The organism is Runella aurantiaca, from assembly GCF_003339505.1.
GTDB lineage: Bacteria > Bacteroidota > Bacteroidia > Cytophagales > Spirosomataceae > Runella > Runella aurantiaca.
This window is the reverse complement of record NZ_QPIW01000030.1, coordinates 33,616-51,459: the sequence shown is the minus strand read 5'-3', so window position 1 is coordinate 51,459 and position 17,844 is coordinate 33,616. Positions and strand designations below refer to the sequence as shown.

12 protein-coding genes are annotated in these 17,844 nt (G+C 46.8%); 6 read left to right on the top strand and 6 right to left on the bottom strand.

What is annotated here, in order from left to right; genetic code table 11:
- Window positions 1-25: 25 nt before the first annotated feature.
- The 3 genes from DVG78_RS25040 to DVG78_RS25030 are packed head-to-tail and all read left to right on the top strand — an operon-like array spanning window position 26 to window position 5,572.
- A complete protein-coding gene (locus DVG78_RS25040) occupies window positions 26-1,351 on the top strand; it encodes a TolC family protein (protein ID WP_114463762.1) in 1,326 nt (441 codons plus the stop codon).
- Window positions 1,352-1,367: 16 nt separating this feature from the next.
- Window positions 1,368-2,426 carry an efflux RND transporter periplasmic adaptor subunit gene (locus DVG78_RS25035; protein WP_114463761.1) on the top strand — a complete coding sequence of 353 codons (1,059 nt, stop codon included), beginning with the start codon at window positions 1,368-1,370 and terminating at the stop codon, window positions 2,424-2,426.
- Between the two features lie 26 nt (window positions 2,427-2,452).
- Window positions 2,453-5,572 (top strand): efflux RND transporter permease subunit, encoded by a 3,120-nt coding sequence (locus tag DVG78_RS25030; RefSeq protein WP_114463760.1) that lies wholly within the window; start codon window positions 2,453-2,455, stop codon window positions 5,570-5,572.
- 96 nt (window positions 5,573-5,668) lie between these two features.
- Here the strand turns inward: DVG78_RS25030 and DVG78_RS25025 are convergent, their stop codons facing one another.
- The 5 genes from DVG78_RS25025 to DVG78_RS25005 all read right to left on the bottom strand — a co-directional run bounded on the left by DVG78_RS25025 (window position 5,669) and on the right by DVG78_RS25005 (window position 10,300).
- The gene (locus tag DVG78_RS25025) at window positions 5,669-6,895 is read right to left on the bottom strand and encodes a 1-acyl-sn-glycerol-3-phosphate acyltransferase (RefSeq protein WP_158550092.1); all 1,227 of its coding nucleotides are present in this window, start codon (window positions 6,893-6,895) and stop codon (window positions 5,669-5,671) included.
- A gap of 160 nt (window positions 6,896-7,055) precedes the next feature.
- Window positions 7,056-7,454, bottom strand: a complete 399-nt coding sequence (locus DVG78_RS25020; RefSeq protein ID WP_114463758.1) for a hypothetical protein — start codon at window positions 7,452-7,454, stop codon at window positions 7,056-7,058.
- Window positions 7,455-7,855: 401 nt separating this feature from the next.
- Window positions 7,856-8,617: an FRG domain-containing protein gene (locus DVG78_RS25015; RefSeq protein WP_114463757.1), complete on the bottom strand. Its 762-nt coding sequence runs from the start codon at window positions 8,615-8,617 to the stop codon at window positions 7,856-7,858.
- 102 nt (window positions 8,618-8,719) lie between these two features.
- A complete protein-coding gene (locus DVG78_RS25010) occupies window positions 8,720-9,667 on the bottom strand; it encodes a bile acid:sodium symporter family protein (RefSeq protein WP_114463756.1) in 948 nt (315 codons plus the stop codon).
- A 21-nt stretch (window positions 9,668-9,688) separates the two neighbouring features.
- Entirely contained in the window at window positions 9,689-10,300 is a 612-nt protein-coding gene (locus DVG78_RS25005) for a trimeric intracellular cation channel family protein (RefSeq protein ID WP_114463755.1), read from the bottom strand.
- Window positions 10,301-10,646: 346 nt separating this feature from the next.
- On the opposite strand from DVG78_RS25005, the gene DVG78_RS25000 reads away from it, so the two are divergent.
- The 3 genes from DVG78_RS25000 (at window position 10,647) to DVG78_RS24990 (ending at window position 15,103) form a co-directional block, all read left to right on the top strand.
- Window positions 10,647-13,088 carry a TonB-dependent receptor gene (locus tag DVG78_RS25000; protein WP_114463754.1) on the top strand — a complete coding sequence of 814 codons (2,442 nt, stop codon included), beginning with the start codon at window positions 10,647-10,649 and terminating at the stop codon, window positions 13,086-13,088.
- Window positions 13,089-13,376: 288 nt separating this feature from the next.
- The gene (locus DVG78_RS24995) at window positions 13,377-14,258 is read left to right on the top strand and encodes a DUF6454 family protein (RefSeq protein WP_114463753.1); all 882 of its coding nucleotides are present in this window, start codon (window positions 13,377-13,379) and stop codon (window positions 14,256-14,258) included.
- Between the two features lie 107 nt (window positions 14,259-14,365).
- Window positions 14,366-15,103, top strand: coding sequence for a 3-keto-disaccharide hydrolase (locus DVG78_RS24990; protein WP_229598316.1), 738 nt, complete (start codon window positions 14,366-14,368; stop codon window positions 15,101-15,103).
- A 54-nt stretch (window positions 15,104-15,157) separates the two neighbouring features.
- Here DVG78_RS24990 and DVG78_RS24985 read toward each other — a convergent pair whose 3' ends face one another.
- Window positions 15,158-17,701, bottom strand: coding sequence for a cation-translocating P-type ATPase (locus tag DVG78_RS24985; RefSeq protein ID WP_114463751.1), 2,544 nt, complete (start codon window positions 17,699-17,701; stop codon window positions 15,158-15,160).
- Between the last annotated feature and the right edge of the window lie 143 nt (window positions 17,702-17,844).

Here is a 17,844-nt window from a genome sequence, read left to right as displayed (position 1 = left end):
TATATTTTTCTTTATTTTTTACAAAATGAAACGTTTAGCAGCCTTTTTAATCATCACCTTCGGTGCAGGGTTAACCGCTTCAGCGCAGCAAAGTCGGTCGCTGAAAGAGTGCATCGACTACGGATTGCAGCATTTTGGTACGATGCGCGTGGCGCAGTACCAAGTCGAAACCGCCAACCAGCAGGCGCGGCAAGCACTAGGACAGTATTTGCCCCAAGTGTCAGGAACGGGAAATTTTACGGATAATCTTAAACTTCAAACCACGCTGTTGCCGGCGGGCTTTGCGGGGCCAGAGCCGCGACGTATTTCGTTGGGCTCCAAGTACCAAACCAACTTATCTGCGCAACTGACCCAAACGATTTATGATAAATCGCTGCTCATTGGCATCAAAGCCAACGAAGCGAATCAAAAATTGGCCGATCTTAGTGTACGACAAACCCGTGAAGAGATTATTTACAACATTGCGAGCAATTATTATCAGGTATTCATTGTGCAACAGCAGATTGCGTTGCTTAAAGATAACCTCGAACGCACGCAACAAGTACTCAATATCCTGAAATTACAGCGCGACAACGGCGTGATTCAGCCGATTGATTATACCAATACGGAGGTGAGTTTTAACAACACTCGTTCTCAACTTTCGCTGAGTGAAAACAACTTGGCGCTGGCGCTCAACCGCCTAAAATACCAGATGGGGCTGTCGCAGGAAGCAGAACTTATGCTTTCAGATTCTCTTTTGTTAAAGAAAGTGCCCACCGTGGAGGAAACCAATTTTAGTGCGCAGAGCTTGATTTCGTACCAAAAAGCGACCGCAAATCTGGACTTGCAGCGCTTGCAGTTGTTGCGGACCAAAGCGGGTTATCAACCCACGCTCAATTTTTCGGCGAGTTATGGAACGCTTGCATTGGGTAATCAATTTGCCGATGGCTTTCGCAATTTTACGGGCTTCGGTAGCGTTGGGCTGCGGTTGAATATTCCCATTTTTGACGGATTTCAGCGTGACGCCCAGATTCAGCAGAATCGCCTGACGGTTATGACGCAGGAGGAACAGCTTCGGTTGAATACCGCCGCCTATCAGTTGCAGTTCAGCAATGCCCAAACGCAGATTCAAAAATCGAAGACCAATATTCAAAACGACGACCGCACCGTAAAACTGGCGCAGGAGGTGTACAACATCACCACGTTGCAATACAAACAAGGCACCAAGTCGCTGACGGATTTGATCAATGCCGATAATTCGTACCGACAGGCGCAGTCGAATTACATCAATTCACTCATCAATTTTTACCAAGCCCGACTGGATTTGGAACAATCGCAGGGCTCGTTACTCACTTTTTACAACCAACTTTAGAAATTTCAGCCGAACCATGAAAAAGACCACATTCATCGTCATCGGGGCTGTATTGGCCGTTATGGGCCTGATTGCCTTTCGCCTTTCTTCCAATAAAAAGAAGATTGACACCCAAAATCAATTACCTGCCACCAACGTCACCATCGCTATTCCCGTTACGGTCAGTCACGTAGAGGAAGGCGATGTAAGTCAACAACTGATAAAAACGGGGAATTTAATTCCTTTCAAAGAAGCCGCAATTTCGGCCACCACCGCAGGTCGGGTCACCCACGTCAACTTTAACTTGGGCACGCAGGTGAGCCAAGGAGCGGTGTTGGTTCAGGTAGACAACAAATTGAAAGAACTGTCGCTAGAAGCTACACAGCTTACCATCAGCAAGTTAAAGAAGGATGTTGACCGTTATAATACGTTGTTGGCGGGCAATGCCACCACCGAACTTCAGGTAAATGAGGTGAAGTACAATTACGAAAATGCCATAAATCAGGCGGAGCAAATCAAAAAACAGTTGCTTGACGCCACTGTAAAAGCACCCATCGGCGGCCGCATCGTTAAAAAAGACATCGAAGTGGGTGAGTTTATCAATGCAGGAGCAGTTCTTGGAACCGTTTTGGACGTGTCTCGGCTGAAAGCGGAAGTGCTGGTCAACGAAAGTGACGTGTATCAACTCCGCGTTGGGCAGTCGGTGCGGGTGAGCAGCGATATTTTTCCGGACCGAATTCTTTCGGGGACCATTTCCTACATTTCTCCGCAGGGAAACAGTGAGCACAATTATCCCGTCGAAGTGACGGTCAGCAATTCCCTTGGGTTGAAAGCAGGAACGTTTGTAAACGTAGATTTTTCGCAAAAATCAAATCAAAAAGCGTTACAAATTCCACGTTTGGCTTTGGTGGAAAGCCTCAAAAACCCTTACGTATACGTGGTATCGAACAACATAGCGCAACAGCGTGTCGTCAAAATCGGCCGTGATTTGGGCGATAAAATTGAAGTACTCAGCGGCCTTTCGGCAGGCGATACGGTGGTCGTAACGGGCCAACTCAACCTGAGTGAAGGCAAGCCAGTACAAATTACGAAATAATACACCCTTTTTAAAATACTACAACCATGTCAATAACCGAGATTGCCGTTAAGCGACCGCTATTGGTCACAACGGTGTTCATCGTTCTGATTTTATTCGGTGTTTTGGGGTATAAGCAATTGTCTTATAACTTGTTACCGAAGTTTGAAGCCAACGTCATCAGCGTGGCCACGACCTACATTGGGGCGTCGGCTGATGAGGTCGAAACCAACGTCACCAAACGCATCGAAGACGCGCTGTCGTCGCTCGAAGGTTTGGATAGGATGACCTCGATTTCGCAACAAGGCGTGTCGATTGTTACCATTCAATTGAAAAACGGCATCAATACCACCCTCGCCCAACAAGACGCGCAGCGGAAAGTAGAACAGATTATCAACTTCTTGCCCGATGAAGCCGACCGCCCGATTGTCAATAAATTCTCGACCGATGAATTGCCCGTTTTGCGGATGGGCGTTACCGCCGATTTGTCGCCTACCGAGTTGTTTGATTTGATTGATGATGAGCTGAAACCGCAGCTTTCCAACGTACCTGGAGTAGGGCAAGTGAACCTGATTGGCGGCAATGAACGCCAGATTCAGGTCAATGTGGACAGTGAAAAACTCAAGGCGTACGGTGTCTCAATCGTGCAGGTTTCGCAGGCCATCAACAGTGCCAACACGAGCTATCCAGCGGGGCAACTCGAAACGCGGAATTCGCAGTATTCTATTCGTTTTGACGCGTCTGTCGAAACCACCAACCGCATGAGGGAATTGGTGGTGGCGCGCCGGTCCGACGGAAGTCAGGTGCTACTCAAAAACGTAGCGGAAGTGGTCGATGCGACCGCCAAACCCAGCGCCATCAACCACATCAACGCCAAGCCGTCGATTGGGATTCAGATTTTAAAACAATCGGATGCCAACGCCGTGTCGGTGAGTGAGTTGGTGCGGGCAAAAATTACGGTGTTGGAAAAACAATACGGTAAGAATAACCTAAAATTCACCATTGCCTCCGACCAATCGGTGTACACGCTGGCCTCAGCCCACGCCGTAGTTGATGACTTATTCTTGGCAATTTTGATTGTATCGGTTGTGATGCTGATGTTTTTGCACAGTTTTCGCTCCTCGCTTTTTGTACTGGTGGCGTTGCCGTCTTCTATTTTACCCACGTTTTTGCTGATGTACGTGGCGGGCTTCTCGCTCAACATGATGACGCTCATGGCGCTTTCGCTGGTGGTCGGGATTCTGGTGGATGATTCCATTGTGGTGTTGGAAAATATAAATCGACACCTCGAAATGGGCAAAGACAAACGCACTGCCGCCCTCGATGGACGGAGTGAAATCGGCTTCACGGCCCTCGCCATTACCTTGGTCGACGTGGTGGTATTTATTCCCTTGGCTTTGACGGGAGGCCTGATTGGCAATATTTTGCGGGAGTTTTCGCTCGTGGTGGTTTTCTCAACGTTGATGAGTTTGGTGGTGTCCTTTACGCTGACTCCATTGTTGGTTTCGCGTTTTGGAAAAATGGAAACCCTCAATCCCAAGAGTTTGTGGGGCAAACTAAACATCGGTTTTGAGCGCTTGCTCGATCGCATAATTGATACCTACACGCATTATTTGAAGTGGGTGTTGGGCCACAAGCGCTGGATGTATTTGGCCGTTATCGTATTGTTTGTGGGTTCGGTTTCGCTGGTTCCTGCGGGCTTTATCGGGGCGGCTTTTATGCCCAAAAGCGATCAGGGTGAAATGAGTATTCAGTTGGAATTGGCCCCTACGGCTTCTATTTACCAGACCAACGCCATTGCCCAACGCGCCGAAGAAATCATCATGCAACACCCAGAGGTGACAAACGTATTTTCCAACATTGGCTACACCAGCAGCGGCATCAGTACGGCTTCCAACGGCAACATTGCCGACATCAACGTGAAGTTGATTGATAAAAAAGAAAGGAAGTTTTCGACGGATGATTTTGGGCAGATGCTCAAAAAAGAAGTGGGTCAGCTCCCTGGCGTAAAAGTGACCGTAAATGCAACCAGTATAGTCGGGTCGGCGCAGGCTCCGATTCAGATTGCCGTAAAAGGAACGAGTCTCGAAGTGATTCGAAAATCAGCCGCAGAAGTATTGAAAGTGGTGCAATCAGTGCCGGGCACGCAAGATGTAAAATATTCGGTGAAAGACCCGAAACCCGAAATTACGGTAAATCTTGACCGCGAAAAAATGGCGCAACTGGGCATCAGTGCTTCCGACGTTGGTATTGCTCTACAAAATGCCTTTCGGGGAAACGACCGTTCTAAATTTAAACAAAATGGTAACGAATACGACATTCTTATCAGTTTGGACCAATTTGACCGTAGCAATTTAGCCGATGTCAGCAAATTGCTTTTTGTGAATAGCCAAGGTAAGTCATTTGAACTGTCGCAGTTTGCCAAAGTGGAAGAAAAAGTGGGAGAAAGCGTGCTTGAACGCATCGACCGACTGTCGTCCATCACCGTCAATTCGCAGGTAATCGGCCGTCCAGTGGGTACTGTGGGGGCCGACATTCAGAAAAAAATGGCGCAGGTAAAACTCCCCGAAGGCGTAACGGTCCAGTATTTAGGTCAATTACAACAACAATCTGACGCCTTTGGCAGTCTGGGATTGGCGTTGGGGATTGCCATTTTGTTGGTGTATTTCATCATGGTGGGCTTGTACGAAAGCGTTATTTATCCATTTGTGGTTTTATTTTCTATTCCCGTCGCGTTGATTGGTGCCATCTTGGCTTTGGCCTTGACCATGGAAAGCATGACCGTTTTCTCCATTGTCGGGATGATTATGTTGTTAGGTTTGGTGGCCAAAAACGCGATTTTGATTGTTGACTTTACCAACCAATTGAAAGAGCAAGGCCACGACGTGATTCACGCGCTCATTGAAGCGGGAAAAGAGCGGATGCGCCCTATTTTGATGACGACACTCGCGATGGTGTTCGGGATGTTGCCCATAGCATTGGCCAGCGGCGCGGGTGCCGAAACCAAGAACGGGATGGCATGGGTAATTATCGGTGGACTGACCAGTTCGTTGATACTCACGCTGTTTGTCGTTCCTGCTACGTATTTAATCGTCGACCGTATTAAAGACCGTTTGACTGGTAAAGGCCGAAAGCCGCTGAAACCAGAAATGGCAGAAATTGCCTAATTTTTTTATCCACACCTTCAATAGTTGAAGCCCGCATTGGTTCTCCGATGCGGGCTATTTTTATGGGTAAGAGGAGTTTTAGAAAATAGGATTTGCTTATGAGCGCAGCTTCCATAACTGCAGCGTTTCGCTCCACCAACGCGCCCAACGGTGCGCAAAATAACCCGTAAAGGGCAGCGAAAGCGCGTACAAAACGGAGGTTTTTAAATCGGTGAATCCTAAGACAATGCCCCATTGAATCAGCCACACAAATGGGAAGGTAATGAGGGCAAACAGCACAAGGCGGATGGCGCTCGAAAACTGCTTGTCTTTGAGTTTTTTGGTAACATAAAACGGAATGGAAAACGGAATGACGCTGTTGAGCCAGCCATACAGCGCCACGGGAGCGCTGAGCAGCAGACCCAAGGTTTGTAAAACCAAGGCAAAAACGGACGGTTTGGGTTGCCCGTAAATTTCGGCTTCAATGCCCCGTTTGGATAAAGTATGCTTTAGGTTTTTGGTTTCTTCCAGTCGCTTGGTGTAGGTTTCGGCATTGAGTTGGCGTAGTCGCTCCAGTCCTTTTGCTTTGTCGAGCACGTTGTTTGTCAAATCTCCTTCTTTTCGTATTTCGGTATCAGTCAGCCACTTGAGCGTGTCGTGGTGGGGTAGGTCGTCAAAATGCAGCATCTTGCTTTTGATTTCGTCCGACATACGCTTCGTGAGTTGGGTCAGGGAGCGGGGTTGGTTTTGCTCGTACTCCGCCTTAAAGTCGCGGACGCTGAAAGGTTCTCCAAAGTTTACGACCAATTTTTCGCCCATTTTCTGGCAGTTGGTATAATACAGACCGCAGGGGAGAATTTGCAGGTTGAGGTTCCAGTCGTGGGCCGTTTCGGCCTTAAATGCAATCCGGGCCAAGCCTTTTTTGAACGGTCGTAGGTGGTACTGTACCCCGTGGTTGCCTTCGGGAAACGCCGCCAACGTGCCACCCGCGCCAAGGATATTGACGCACATCTGAAAAATCTCGTCGTTTTGCTGCATTTCATCCATGCCGTCGCGCAGGCGGTACACGGGCAGCATTTTTAGGTACATGAGCAGTTTTCGGACAAAATCTTTTTTGAAAATATCGGCGCGGGTTAAAAAATAGGGTTGACGAGCGCCCACGTTTAGCACCACCGCCAAGGCATCCATGAGCGTGTTTTGGTGATTGGTGACGATTAAAATCGGGGTATTGGGGGCAAGGTCTGTCGGGAAATTCTTAATTTCTACTTTACGATAAAAGATAACATTGTGCCAAAATCGAATATAAGCGCGAAGAGCGTGATAGAAAAAAAGATTATTAAACATTGCCGGCCGATGGGTTTTGGGATGATTGTTTCGGTGTTTTATGTAAAAAAATACGGGTACATGCGGCTGCAAAAGTAACCCATTTTTTGACATGAATCACGGCAAAGTGGGCGTCAAAACGATGCTTTCTCAAATTTTAGCCAACGAAAAACGATGTCCCTTAAGCGGATGCTTTCTCCCGCGCAAGGATGGCAGTCAAGATGCTTAAAATCAGGGTGATGGGCGTGGCGATGTATTTTTCTAAAGAATTGATTGCCACGAGATTGCCGAGGGTATTAACCGCAAAAATCAACGACATACCCCAAAATAGCACCGTGAGCAAACGACCGGGGAAGTTGATTTTTAGCCATTTTGCTTTCACGGCCACCAAAAACATAAAAAACAGGTTGACGGCAATCGAAATCGTTTCAAACTGAATCATTTCTTGGTGGCTTTTGAGCCGCCCACCCCAGGTATTTTCGTAAGGAATAACGCCCGCAAGAATCAAAAAATGAAACACCAGCACGGCCGAAAAAATAAACATGATGCTGAGTTTGATGGCCCGATTTTGCGTATTCATTGGGTAAAAGAGTGGTGATTTTAAAGGTTAGAGTAAACCAATAGAGTGATTGCAATGGCTATTGAAGTACGTAACTATGACAAGTATTGGGTGATTAACCCCTATTGTTGTGGGGAGTGGGGACTAGGCGGAGGCGGGGCATTTGGAAAACGTCTCCTCTACATTTATACAGAATTGCAAATATTGAGTTTACATGTGTCAGCCGTACTTATGCCAAATCAATGCTATTTTTTTACAGAATTATCAACAATTTGTCACAGACCAATAGAACACGGATAAAACGAATGTTCCAACACGGATTGAAATGGATTTAATTCGTGAAAACCCGTGTTTCCAAAGGAATCAGTGTCATCCGTGTGCCATTATGGGAGCTTACGACAAATTCTTTATAAGTCCTTTTTTTATTCTGGTTGTAATGTCGTTCGATTATGTGTTGTTTCAATTTCAAATTTTAGCCGTGATGTTAAACCTTCAAGTCCTGGATATATAAATCCACGGTGAATTCCAATATAATATAATTCGTTTAATATATCCTTCTTTATGTCCTTATCAATTGTAATTTCTATGAAAGTGTCAACAGAAATCCTTGGATTTTCATTTATGGGTATAAAAGGATTATTGTCTTTAGGAATTTCGTGAATTGTAAAACAACCAGATTGATTTGTAATACGGGAGTCAATATGAGAAGGGAAAATAATATTTTCATAAATGTCACCTGACAAATCAATTTTTTTTGCTAACCAAGTGCTTTCTTCCCAACAATTATTAGTTGAAATAAGCCCATATAACCAGACATTGGCATCTTTATTATTTTTATAATTCTCAACGGCAAAATATAAGGCAACTAAAGGATTTGTTGACCAGTCTAGAAGTCTTGTTGGCAGACCATAATGTTGAGCCATTGTCAACCATTCAATTTCATTTGTTGGAATAGTTTTAATGAATGGTCTGGATTCTGCTTTGAATTGTCTCGTTATGTATTCTTCTATTCTGTCCCAGTTTGCCCAAGATTCTGTTCTGTTAACTCTAAAAAGACTTGGAACAAGCTCATAGGACTTATCACTATGACCTCTATAAAACCATTGTGATATCTGTCTATGTTCTTGGTGATTTATAAACTCAATGTATTCTCCTAATGATTTTATATTTGTATTCGGTGTCATAATATTTTAAAGCCTTTCAAGTGAGTCTAAGTTTGGGTTTTTGTATTATGTCTTGTGTTTAGGGTCTGTGAAACTTGCCCACAATAAAAAAATCCCCCAAACCTAATCCTTCACACCCACCAACGTACTTTTTCGTTGCCAATAAAACGCCAAGGCCGTGCCTGATACAATGTGCCAGATGCTCCACCAACCAGCCACGATGGCCATGCCGCCCAGCGGCAAATCGGGTGGAAAAACGGCGGGGTTAAAAAGCAGCGCGAGTCCTAAGCCCGAGTTGTGGATGCCAGTTTCGATGCTGAGCGTGCGACGGTTGGTTTCTGAAAGACCAAAAACGGTCGCGGTCAGGTACCCGATGCCCAGCGCGATGCCGTTGTGAATCAGCACCAACAGAAAAACGTAGGTGATGTGATTGATGAAAATGTCGAAATTTTTGGTGAATGCCACCACCACCAAAACGATAAAAAACACCAACGAAGCCTGCCGCAGGGGTTTGATGAGGCGCTCCGCAAGGCGAGGCAAATAAACCGAGCAGAGCATTCCGAGCGCCATTGGCAGTCCCAAAATCATCATGACCGATTTGAGCAACTCCCGCCAGTCGAGTTCGATGGGCCGCACGAGTGAGTTGGCCTGCGCGTACATGTTGCCCCAGAATGTAAAGTTAAAGGGCGTCATAACCACCGCCAAAATCGTGCTGATGGCCGTTAGGCTGACGGCCAGCGCCACGTTGCCTTTGGCAAAGGAAGTGATGAAATTGGAAATATTGCCGCCCGGACAGGCAGCCACCAAAATCATCCCCAAGGCCACGCCCACGGTGATATTGTCGCCCAGGGCCATCACCAGACCAAAGGTGGCGGCGGGCAATAAAATGGCTTGGCTCAACACGCCCGCAATGAGTTGTCGGGGATTTTGAATGAGGTTTTTGAAATGTTCGGGTTTGATTTCCAGCGCTACGCCAAACATAATCAGCGCGAGCGCCACGTTGATGGTGGCCGAGCTTTCGGCCGAAAAATCGAGGCGGATGTAGTCCAGCGCCGCTAAAGATTCTTTCATAAAAGGGAAGAGGTCAGGTATTTACAGGTCAATTTTGGGCAAAGACAAACGGTACTTTACCGCGATTAACCGAACAATAATAATCAATAATACGCATCCAATCGCATTCCAATCCGAATGAAAATCGTAGTAATCCAGTAAAACAAACACAACCGCCCCCGCCATGCAGGCCGTAGCGTAGATTTCTTTTTGAAAAATCAGCGGTAGTTCGTTGATGAGGGTGTCGCGAATGACGCCGCCAAAGACAGCAGATACCATTCCTAATATAATGGCTGCAAAAGGATTGACGCCGTATTGCAGGGATTTTTGCACGCCCAAAATCGTGTAGACGCCGATGCCCACGGTGTCGAGCAGAAAAATGACTTTATGCAACCGAAAAATGATGCGCTTGAATAGGACCGTAATGATGACCCCCAACGTAATGAAAATCAGGTAATTCATGTCTTTCACCCACGCCAAGGGATACACGCCCAGCGTGACGTCGCGGAGGGTACCGCCGCCGATGGCCGAGATAAAGCCCGTAAAAAAGACGCCGAACAGGTCTTGGTACATTTTCTTATCGGAAGCCGCCAAAGCACCCGATATGGCAAACACCAATACGCCAATCATATCAATATAGTAAGGGAGCTGCATAACGGGGGTTGATTTGACGAATGCACAAAATAAAGAGAAACCTAATTGAGAAACCAATTTTTACCTTTCATGAAGTTTTTTTTACACTTCATGCAACCTTTAGCTACTTGAATGCATCTTATCACTGAAATTAGCAGCGTGAAAACAAAGTAAGCAAGAGATTACAGGCAGTTAACTATTCTTAAAGTATCCCATTGGCTGCCTGTAATCTAAAATTTATCCAAAACGACTCCTTCAAACCGTTTGTCCAAAAAATCAAACCGCTTGTGTAAAAAAAGGTAGCTTGTATTGCAAAGTACCGTAGTTTTGAAGCAGTAATTAACAACAGCCATTTTAAACAACAGCCATGAAAACTTTTACGAGTTTGGTTGCAGCTATGTTGCTGCTTTCTACTTCAATGTTTGCCCAAAGCCCCGTTCGGGGGAAAGTATCGGGCGAAATCCGTGAAACAAACGGAAAAGCCCTCCCATTTGCGACGGTTTTATTGCTCAAGGCAAAGGACTCTACACTGGTAAAAGGAGCCATCACGAGCGAAACGGGTTATTATGAAGTTGAAAACGTGCCTGAGGGCAGTTACTTGATTGGAGCCAACATGGTTGGATTTCAAAAAACGTATTCGGCTCCCTTTGCGGTTTCGGCCGCCGCTTCCACCGTTCAGGTGCCAGCACTTCAGATGACCGAAACTTCGCAGACCTTGGACGAGGTAAAGGTGATTTCCAAGAAACCTTTTGTGGAACAGCAGATTGACCGGATGGTGGTCAACGTTGAAAACAGCGCTGTGTCGGCGGGTGGAACGGCCCTGGAAGTGTTGGAAAAAGCACCGGGTGTTACGATTGACCGCCAAAATGACCGTTTGCAATTGAAAGGCCGTCAGGGAGTGATGGTGATGATTGACGGGAAATTGCAGCAGATTTCGATGCAAGACCTTATGAATATGCTCCAAAGTATGCCCAGCGACAACGTTGAAAAAATTGAGTTGATTACCAATCCACCCGCCAAATACGACGCCGCGGGCAATTCGGGCTTGATTAACATTGTGTTGAAGAAAAACAAAAATTTCGGCACCAACGGAAACTATACCCTCAGCGCAGGAGTGGGAAAATACGAAAAACTGAACGGCTCGATTGGTCTCAATCACCGCACAGCAAAAATCAACTCATTTGCCAACGTGAGCCTCTTCCACGCCCGTTTTCAAAACACGCAGGACATCGACCGGACCATTGCTTACAAAGACCAAATTACTTACTTGGACCAAAACAGCCCCCGCGTGGGTAATCCCCAAAACCTGAGTTTTAGGGCGGGAGTGGATTATTTTGTGACCAAGAAAACCACCGTCGGCATCTTGGCAACGGGCTTCTTGAATCAGTTCAAAATGAACGGAATTTCAAGCACGGATTTTTATGACAAAAACCGTACGCTGACGGGCCGTTTTGCCACCGACGCTTTCAACCATAATAAGTTGAATAACTTCACGGGCAACCTCAATTTGAAACATGATTTTGGGAACGGACGCGAATTGAGCGCCGATGCCGACTACTCGGTTTTTGACGGAAATTCTGGTAATGACCTCAATACCAATTATTTTGACGCCAAAGATGTGCTTACGAGCAAAGAAATTGTTCGCAACATCATGCCTTCAACCATCGGTATTGCGGCCGCAAAAGTTGACTATATCCATCCCCTCAAAAAGGGTAAATTTGAAGCCGGTGCCAAAAGTAGTTTGGTAAATTCAGACAACGATATGCGTTTTGAGACGCAGGTGGATAAGCAGTGGATTCTGGACCCTTCGCGCTCTAATCGTTTTAAATACACCGAAAATATCAACGCGGTTTACTCCAATTACAGCACAAAACTTGATAAAAAAACACAGTTGCAGTTGGGATTGCGCGTGGAGCATACGCACTCAAAAGGAAATTCAGTAACGCTCAACAGCATCGTTGATCGCAACTACATCAACGCGTTTCCCAGTGTGTTTGTGTCGCGTCAGTTGGATACCAACAACGTGTTGAACGTGTCGTTTAGTCGTCGCATCGACCGTCCGAACTACCGCAATTTGAATCCTTTCCAGTTCTTTTTAGATCCGTTGACGTTCCAACAAGGGAACCCGAATTTGCGCCCGCAGTTTACCAATTCGTTTCAGGTGACACACGTATTTAAGGGGATGTTTTCGACCACGTTGGGCTACAGTCGCATCAACGACGTCATTGCTGACCAGATTCCTAAACAGATTGCCGAGGAAAATAAAACCTACGTAACCACCGAAAACCTTGACCACCAAGATAGTTACAACGCAACGTTTAGTATTCCCGTCACCATCAGTAAATGGTGGACAATGCAAAACAACGTGAGTGCGTTTTATAACCGTTACCGCTCGTTTTACTACGGTGCCGACTTGGATTTGGGTCAATTTGGAGCGACGGTATTTGTGACCAACAATTTTACGCTTCCCAAGGGCTACACGGCGGAGTTGAGCGGATTCTGGAATTCACCAACGCAGTACAACATCCTCCAAGCCAAAGCACAGGGGCAAATCAGTGCTGGTTTTGCCAAATCACTTTGGAATCGGAAAGCATCGTTGCGTTTGAATGTACAGGATATTTTCTTCCTGAATCGTTTTGCTGGAACGGTCAAATACCAAGACTTGAATTTCAGCGTCAATTCGCGCTGGGAAAGTCGCCAAGTACGCTTATCGTTTACGTACCGATTTGGAAATCAAAATGTTAAAGCCGCCCGTCAACGGAGCACAAGTACCGAAGATTTGCGTAACCGGGCCAATTCCGGCCAGTAAAGGAGAGGGGTTGAAGGGGGAGTACTGAAAACCGCTTTGGACCAGCGACAAACAAAATGTAGACATTCACTGTAACCATTTCCTTTTTTGCCAGTATCGACAATCAGGAAATACATATAAAGATTTTAGTTTAGGTTAAGAAAACGTCGGAAAGCCGTCCTTCACTTGAGGGGCGGCTTTTTTTTGTCTTTTGTCGCAGGATGTTTTCTAATAATGTCCATCCAAATCAAAGAATAAGGGCTTGATTTACTTTTAAGAACAACTCATTCTTTCATTTTCAAAAATACGATGAAGTACTTTGTGTTGACCTTTGGCTTGTTTTTTAACCTTTTTGCACAGGCACAATTGGTGGAAAAACTAACCCAACTTCGCCCGGATTCGCCGTGGAAATTAACGTCTTCGGTTCGGCTTCAATTTCCGAGTTTTCATCCCCAAGGAATGGTCAAAATCGGCCAATATTTTTACCTGAGTTCGGTAGAAGTCACCCGCAAACGGCAAAACAACGACGGAGGCGCAGGCATCGGCCACCTTTTTAAGTTTGACTCCAAGGGCAAATTAATCGCTTCCATTACCTTGGGCGAGGGCTTAATGTATCATCCTGGCGGGATAGATTTTGACGGAAAACACATCTGGGTTCCCGTGGCAGAATACCGCGCCGACAGTCGCGCAGTGATTTATAAAGTCGACCCTGAAACGATGAAAGCCATCGAAGTGATGCGCGTGGATGATCACCTTGGGGGCATCGTCCACGATACCGAAGCCAATACGCTCAACGCGGTTAGTTGGGGTTCTCGTCGCTTTTATCAGTGGGAAATGCCGTCAAATACTACCGTTTCTCCAAAGCAATTGCGGGTAGATAATCCCGCCTTTTACGTTGATTATCAGGATTGTCACTACATCGGACAACGCAAGATGCTTTGCGGTGGGCTAAAAAAATACAAAACCGCTCCCGACGCGGCGGCTTTTGCGTTGGGGGGCTTGGAAGTAGTGGATTTGAAAGACAACCGTCCGGTGTTTCAGGTGCCGTTGCTGCTGTGGTCGCCCACGGGTGCGCCCATGACCAACAATCCCTTTTGGATGGAATCAACCGTCACGGGTCTGCGCGGCTATTTTGTGCCCGATGATGATGCCGCTTCGACGCTGTTTGTGTACGAGACCGACTTAAAATGAAGTAGAATAAGCCTTTTCTTGCTTTGATAAATAGTTGTATTTCACCCCCAAAAACTTGTTTTCTCATGAATAAAATTGCCACTAAATCGTTCATTTTTGCTGGGTCCATGCTTGTGGTTGGCTTAGCATTTCCCTCAATTGCCCAAGTAGGAGTCGGGGTAAAAGCCCCCAAAAAAGCCGAGGTGTATTTTGACGGGTCGCGCAAAATGCTCGATGAAAAATGGACGTATTGGGATGGCCCACGTTTGGCGGCGACGCTTCCCATCAAGTGGTTTATTGTCAATGACCCTGTCGATAAGGGTACGGCCGTCAATACCAATGACCCTGCCGCCGCGGGTGGAAAGTACGGCGCGGCGGATATTGTGACCAAAGAAAAATTCAAGGATTTTCGCCTTCATGTGGAGTTTTACATTAGCAAACCCGGTGGCAACAGCGGTGTGTATCTCCAAAATCGCTACGAAATTCAAGTATTAGACGGTGATACCACCTCGCACGGCATGGCGGCGGTCATCAACGAAACGCCTTCTCCTTATTATGCTTATAACGGCGTAGGTAAATGGAACGCCTACGATATTATGTTTAGGGCGGCGCGTTTTAAGGATGGGAAACTGGTTGAAAAACCGTTGGTAACCATCTATTTTAACGGTAAAAAAGTGCACAAAAACCAACGCATCAGTCAAGTATGGGGCGGCCCGAACTCGGGCATTGATGGGGGAAATGATGGTGGCAAAGGCATTACCGACGTGCCCGGTGGCTTAAAATTACAGGCCGAAGGCCACGACGTGCTTTACCGCAATATATGGATTCAGAAAATGGACATAACCGAAGCAAATACCGATTTTTAATCACCTGTTCTTCGGAGACTTGGAAAGTTTGGAAAACTTTCCAAGTCTATTTTTTTACTTTTTATTTCGTTTAAAGGTTTTTTCCACTTCTACGGCCCAAAAAGTGATGCTTGATACGCCAAAGGCAACGGCTAATTCTTCCAACGTAAGAGGTTGCGTATGAAAGAAGTCATTCAGAAACGGCACGTATATCACCGCCATCTGCAAGGCAATTGTTAATAATACGGCCCCAAGCAGGGTTTTGTTACCCAATAAACCTTGGCTAAACAGCGATTCTTTATGGCTTCGCACGGCCATCACGTGCCAAAGCTGACTCAAACACAGTACCGTAAACACAATCGTTTGCCAGTGGTCAGCTCCAGAATTGATTTCGTACCACTGCGTGCCAACGGTCAGCAATCCCACCAAAATACCTACCCAAATGATGTGGCGGCCCAGTCCGTTGGCAAAAATGCTCTCTTTGGGGTCGCGCGGCGGGTGACTCATGATGCCTTTTTCGGCAGGCTCGGCCGCCAGCGCCAAGGCAGGCAAACCATCCGTTACCAAATTGACCCATAAAATATGAACGGGCAACAACGGAATAGGCAAGCCAATGAGCGGAGCCAAAAAGATGCTCCAGATTTCGGCGGCGTTGCCAGTCATGATGTACTTAATGAATTTGGTGATATTGTCGTAAATGCGACGCCCTTCGCGGACGGCCTTGATGATGGTGGCAAAATTATCGTCCAACAAAATCATGTGTGCGGCCTCTTTGGTCACGTCGGTGCCCGTGATTCCCATGGCAATGCCGATGTTGGCGCGTTTGAGCGAAGGCGCATCGTTGACGCCGTCGCCCGTCATGGACACAAACTGGTCGCGATTCTGAAGGGCTTTTACGATGTTTAGTTTTTGTTCGGGCGACACGCGCGCGTACACTCTAATGTCTAGCACTTCTTTGGCAAACTTCTTTTCGCTCATGGCCGCCAGTTCTTTGCCCGTGATTACCTTTTGTTGATCGTTGTCCAAAATGCCGATTTCGCGGGCGATGCTCGCCGCCGTGAGTGGGTGGTCGCCAGTGATCATCACGGGCACAATTCCTGCCGATTTACATTCTTGAATGGCCTTTTGTGCTTCTTCGCGGGGTGGGTCAATCAGGCCGACAAGCCCCAAAAAATCGAGGTCTTTTTCGATGGTTTCAATGGTAATGTCGGCTGGTAATGCGTCCAATACTTTGGTGGCAAACCCCAAAACGCGCATTCCTTCTTGGGCCATGCGTTCTTCCTGTTCTTTGATAGCGGTGTCGTCTCCAATGCTGATTTGGGCAATGGATTCGGCCGCACCTTTGGAAATAACCAAAAATTTACCGTCGTATTCGTGAATGGTGGTCATGGCCTTGCGGTCTGAATCAAACGGCAATTCATGCACGCGTTTGTTCTTCTTCCGCCATTGTTTATCAAAAGATTCCTGCGCTTGGGCGTAGTTGAGGATGGCCACTTCAGTGGGGTCGCCAGTGAGGACGTTGTCTTGTTTTTTTACATCTTGATTGAGGGCCATTGCCTGCAACATACGCATTTGGTCAGCTTCATTGGTTACCCAAAGGTCCACCACTTCCATTTTGTTTTTGGTCAAAGTCCCCGTTTTGTCGGTGCAGATGTAGGTCACTGAGCCGAGGGTTTCGACCGCGTATAGTTTTCTGACAAGGGCATTTCGCTTGGCCAAACGGCCCGCGCCCAATGCCAACGAAACCGTGATGACGGCGGGTAATGCTTCGGGAATGGCCGCAACCGCGAGCGAAATGGACGTAAGCAGCATGTTGCCGATTTCTTCACCGCGCAGATACCCCGCCAAAAACAGTACCCCGCAGAGGATGAGGATGATAATGGTCAATCGTCGGCCAAAATCGCCCATTCTTTTTTGGAGGGGCGTTTCACTGCCTTCTTCTTGCAACATCCCCGCAATTTTGCCCAGCTCGGTGTCCATACCCGTGGCCACTACGACGCCCTGCGCTCGTCCGTTGGTGACGTTGGTGCCGCTGAAAGCCATGTTGGTGCGGTCGCCCAAAGGCAGCGATTTGTCATCAAGTGGGTCGGTTGTTTTATCCACAGGCTGTGATTCACCCGTCAGGCCTGCTTCTTCAATTTTGAGTGAATGCACTTCCATCAAACGCAGGTCGGCGGGTACGGCCGCGCCCGCTTCTAGCAAAACGAGGTCGCCTTTGACAAGCTCAGGGGAGGGAATATCGGTGGGTTTTCCGTCGCGGATTACTTTGGTGGTCGGAACTGCCAGCTTTCCGAGCGCTTCCATGGCTTTTTCGGCGCGGTATTCTTGCACAAAACCAATAACGGCATTGAGAAGAATGATGACTAAAATAACGATGGTATCCGATAACTCGCCCACAATCCCCGACACGACGGCTCCCACAATGAGCACCAGAATCATGACGTTTAGGAATTGTTGAAGAAAAATGAAAATAGGCGATTTTTTCTTCTTTGTCTTCAATTCGTTGCGTCCTTCACTTTGCAGTTTTTGCTGGGCCACCGAAATTGTCAGGCCCGTTGGTGAGCTGTGCTGCTGTTTTAAAGCCTCTTCTGGGGAAAGTAAATGCCAGTGTTGTGTCATAATTTAATAGTTTATGAATGTCGGCGGATGAAACATTTTTGCTGATTAATGTCTAAAAAAAAGCCCAGCGTTCAATGAATTAGAATGGGGAAACGAAAAGGAACTTTCGGGCAATTTTGCTAAATTTACGCCCATAAAATTAT

What these genes read in the sequence shown, in the direction of transcription:
- DVG78_RS25040 (WP_114463762.1), top strand. Translation starts at nt 26, where the DNA reads ATGAAACGTTTAGCAGCCTTTTTAATCATCACCTTCGGTGCAGGGTTA.
- DVG78_RS25035 (WP_114463761.1), top strand. Translation starts at nt 1,368, where the DNA reads ATGAAAAAGACCACATTCATCGTCATCGGGGCTGTATTGGCCGTTATG.
- DVG78_RS25030 (WP_114463760.1), top strand. Translation starts at nt 2,453, where the DNA reads ATGTCAATAACCGAGATTGCCGTTAAGCGACCGCTATTGGTCACAACG.
- DVG78_RS25025 (WP_158550092.1), bottom strand. Translation starts at nt 6,895, where the DNA reads ATGTTTAATAATCTTTTTTTCTATCACGCTCTTCGCGCTTATATTCGA.
- DVG78_RS25020 (WP_114463758.1), bottom strand. Translation starts at nt 7,454, where the DNA reads ATGAATACGCAAAATCGGGCCATCAAACTCAGCATCATGTTTATTTTT.
- DVG78_RS25015 (WP_114463757.1), bottom strand. Translation starts at nt 8,617, where the DNA reads ATGACACCGAATACAAATATAAAATCATTAGGAGAATACATTGAGTTT.
- DVG78_RS25010 (WP_114463756.1), bottom strand. Translation starts at nt 9,667, where the DNA reads ATGAAAGAATCTTTAGCGGCGCTGGACTACATCCGCCTCGATTTTTCG.
- DVG78_RS25005 (WP_114463755.1), bottom strand. Translation starts at nt 10,300, where the DNA reads ATGCAGCTCCCTTACTATATTGATATGATTGGCGTATTGGTGTTTGCC.
- DVG78_RS25000 (WP_114463754.1), top strand. Translation starts at nt 10,647, where the DNA reads ATGAAAACTTTTACGAGTTTGGTTGCAGCTATGTTGCTGCTTTCTACT.
- DVG78_RS24995 (WP_114463753.1), top strand. Translation starts at nt 13,377, where the DNA reads ATGAAGTACTTTGTGTTGACCTTTGGCTTGTTTTTTAACCTTTTTGCA.
- DVG78_RS24990 (WP_229598316.1), top strand. Translation starts at nt 14,366, where the DNA reads ATGCTTGTGGTTGGCTTAGCATTTCCCTCAATTGCCCAAGTAGGAGTC.
- DVG78_RS24985 (WP_114463751.1), bottom strand. Translation starts at nt 17,701, where the DNA reads ATGACACAACACTGGCATTTACTTTCCCCAGAAGAGGCTTTAAAACAG.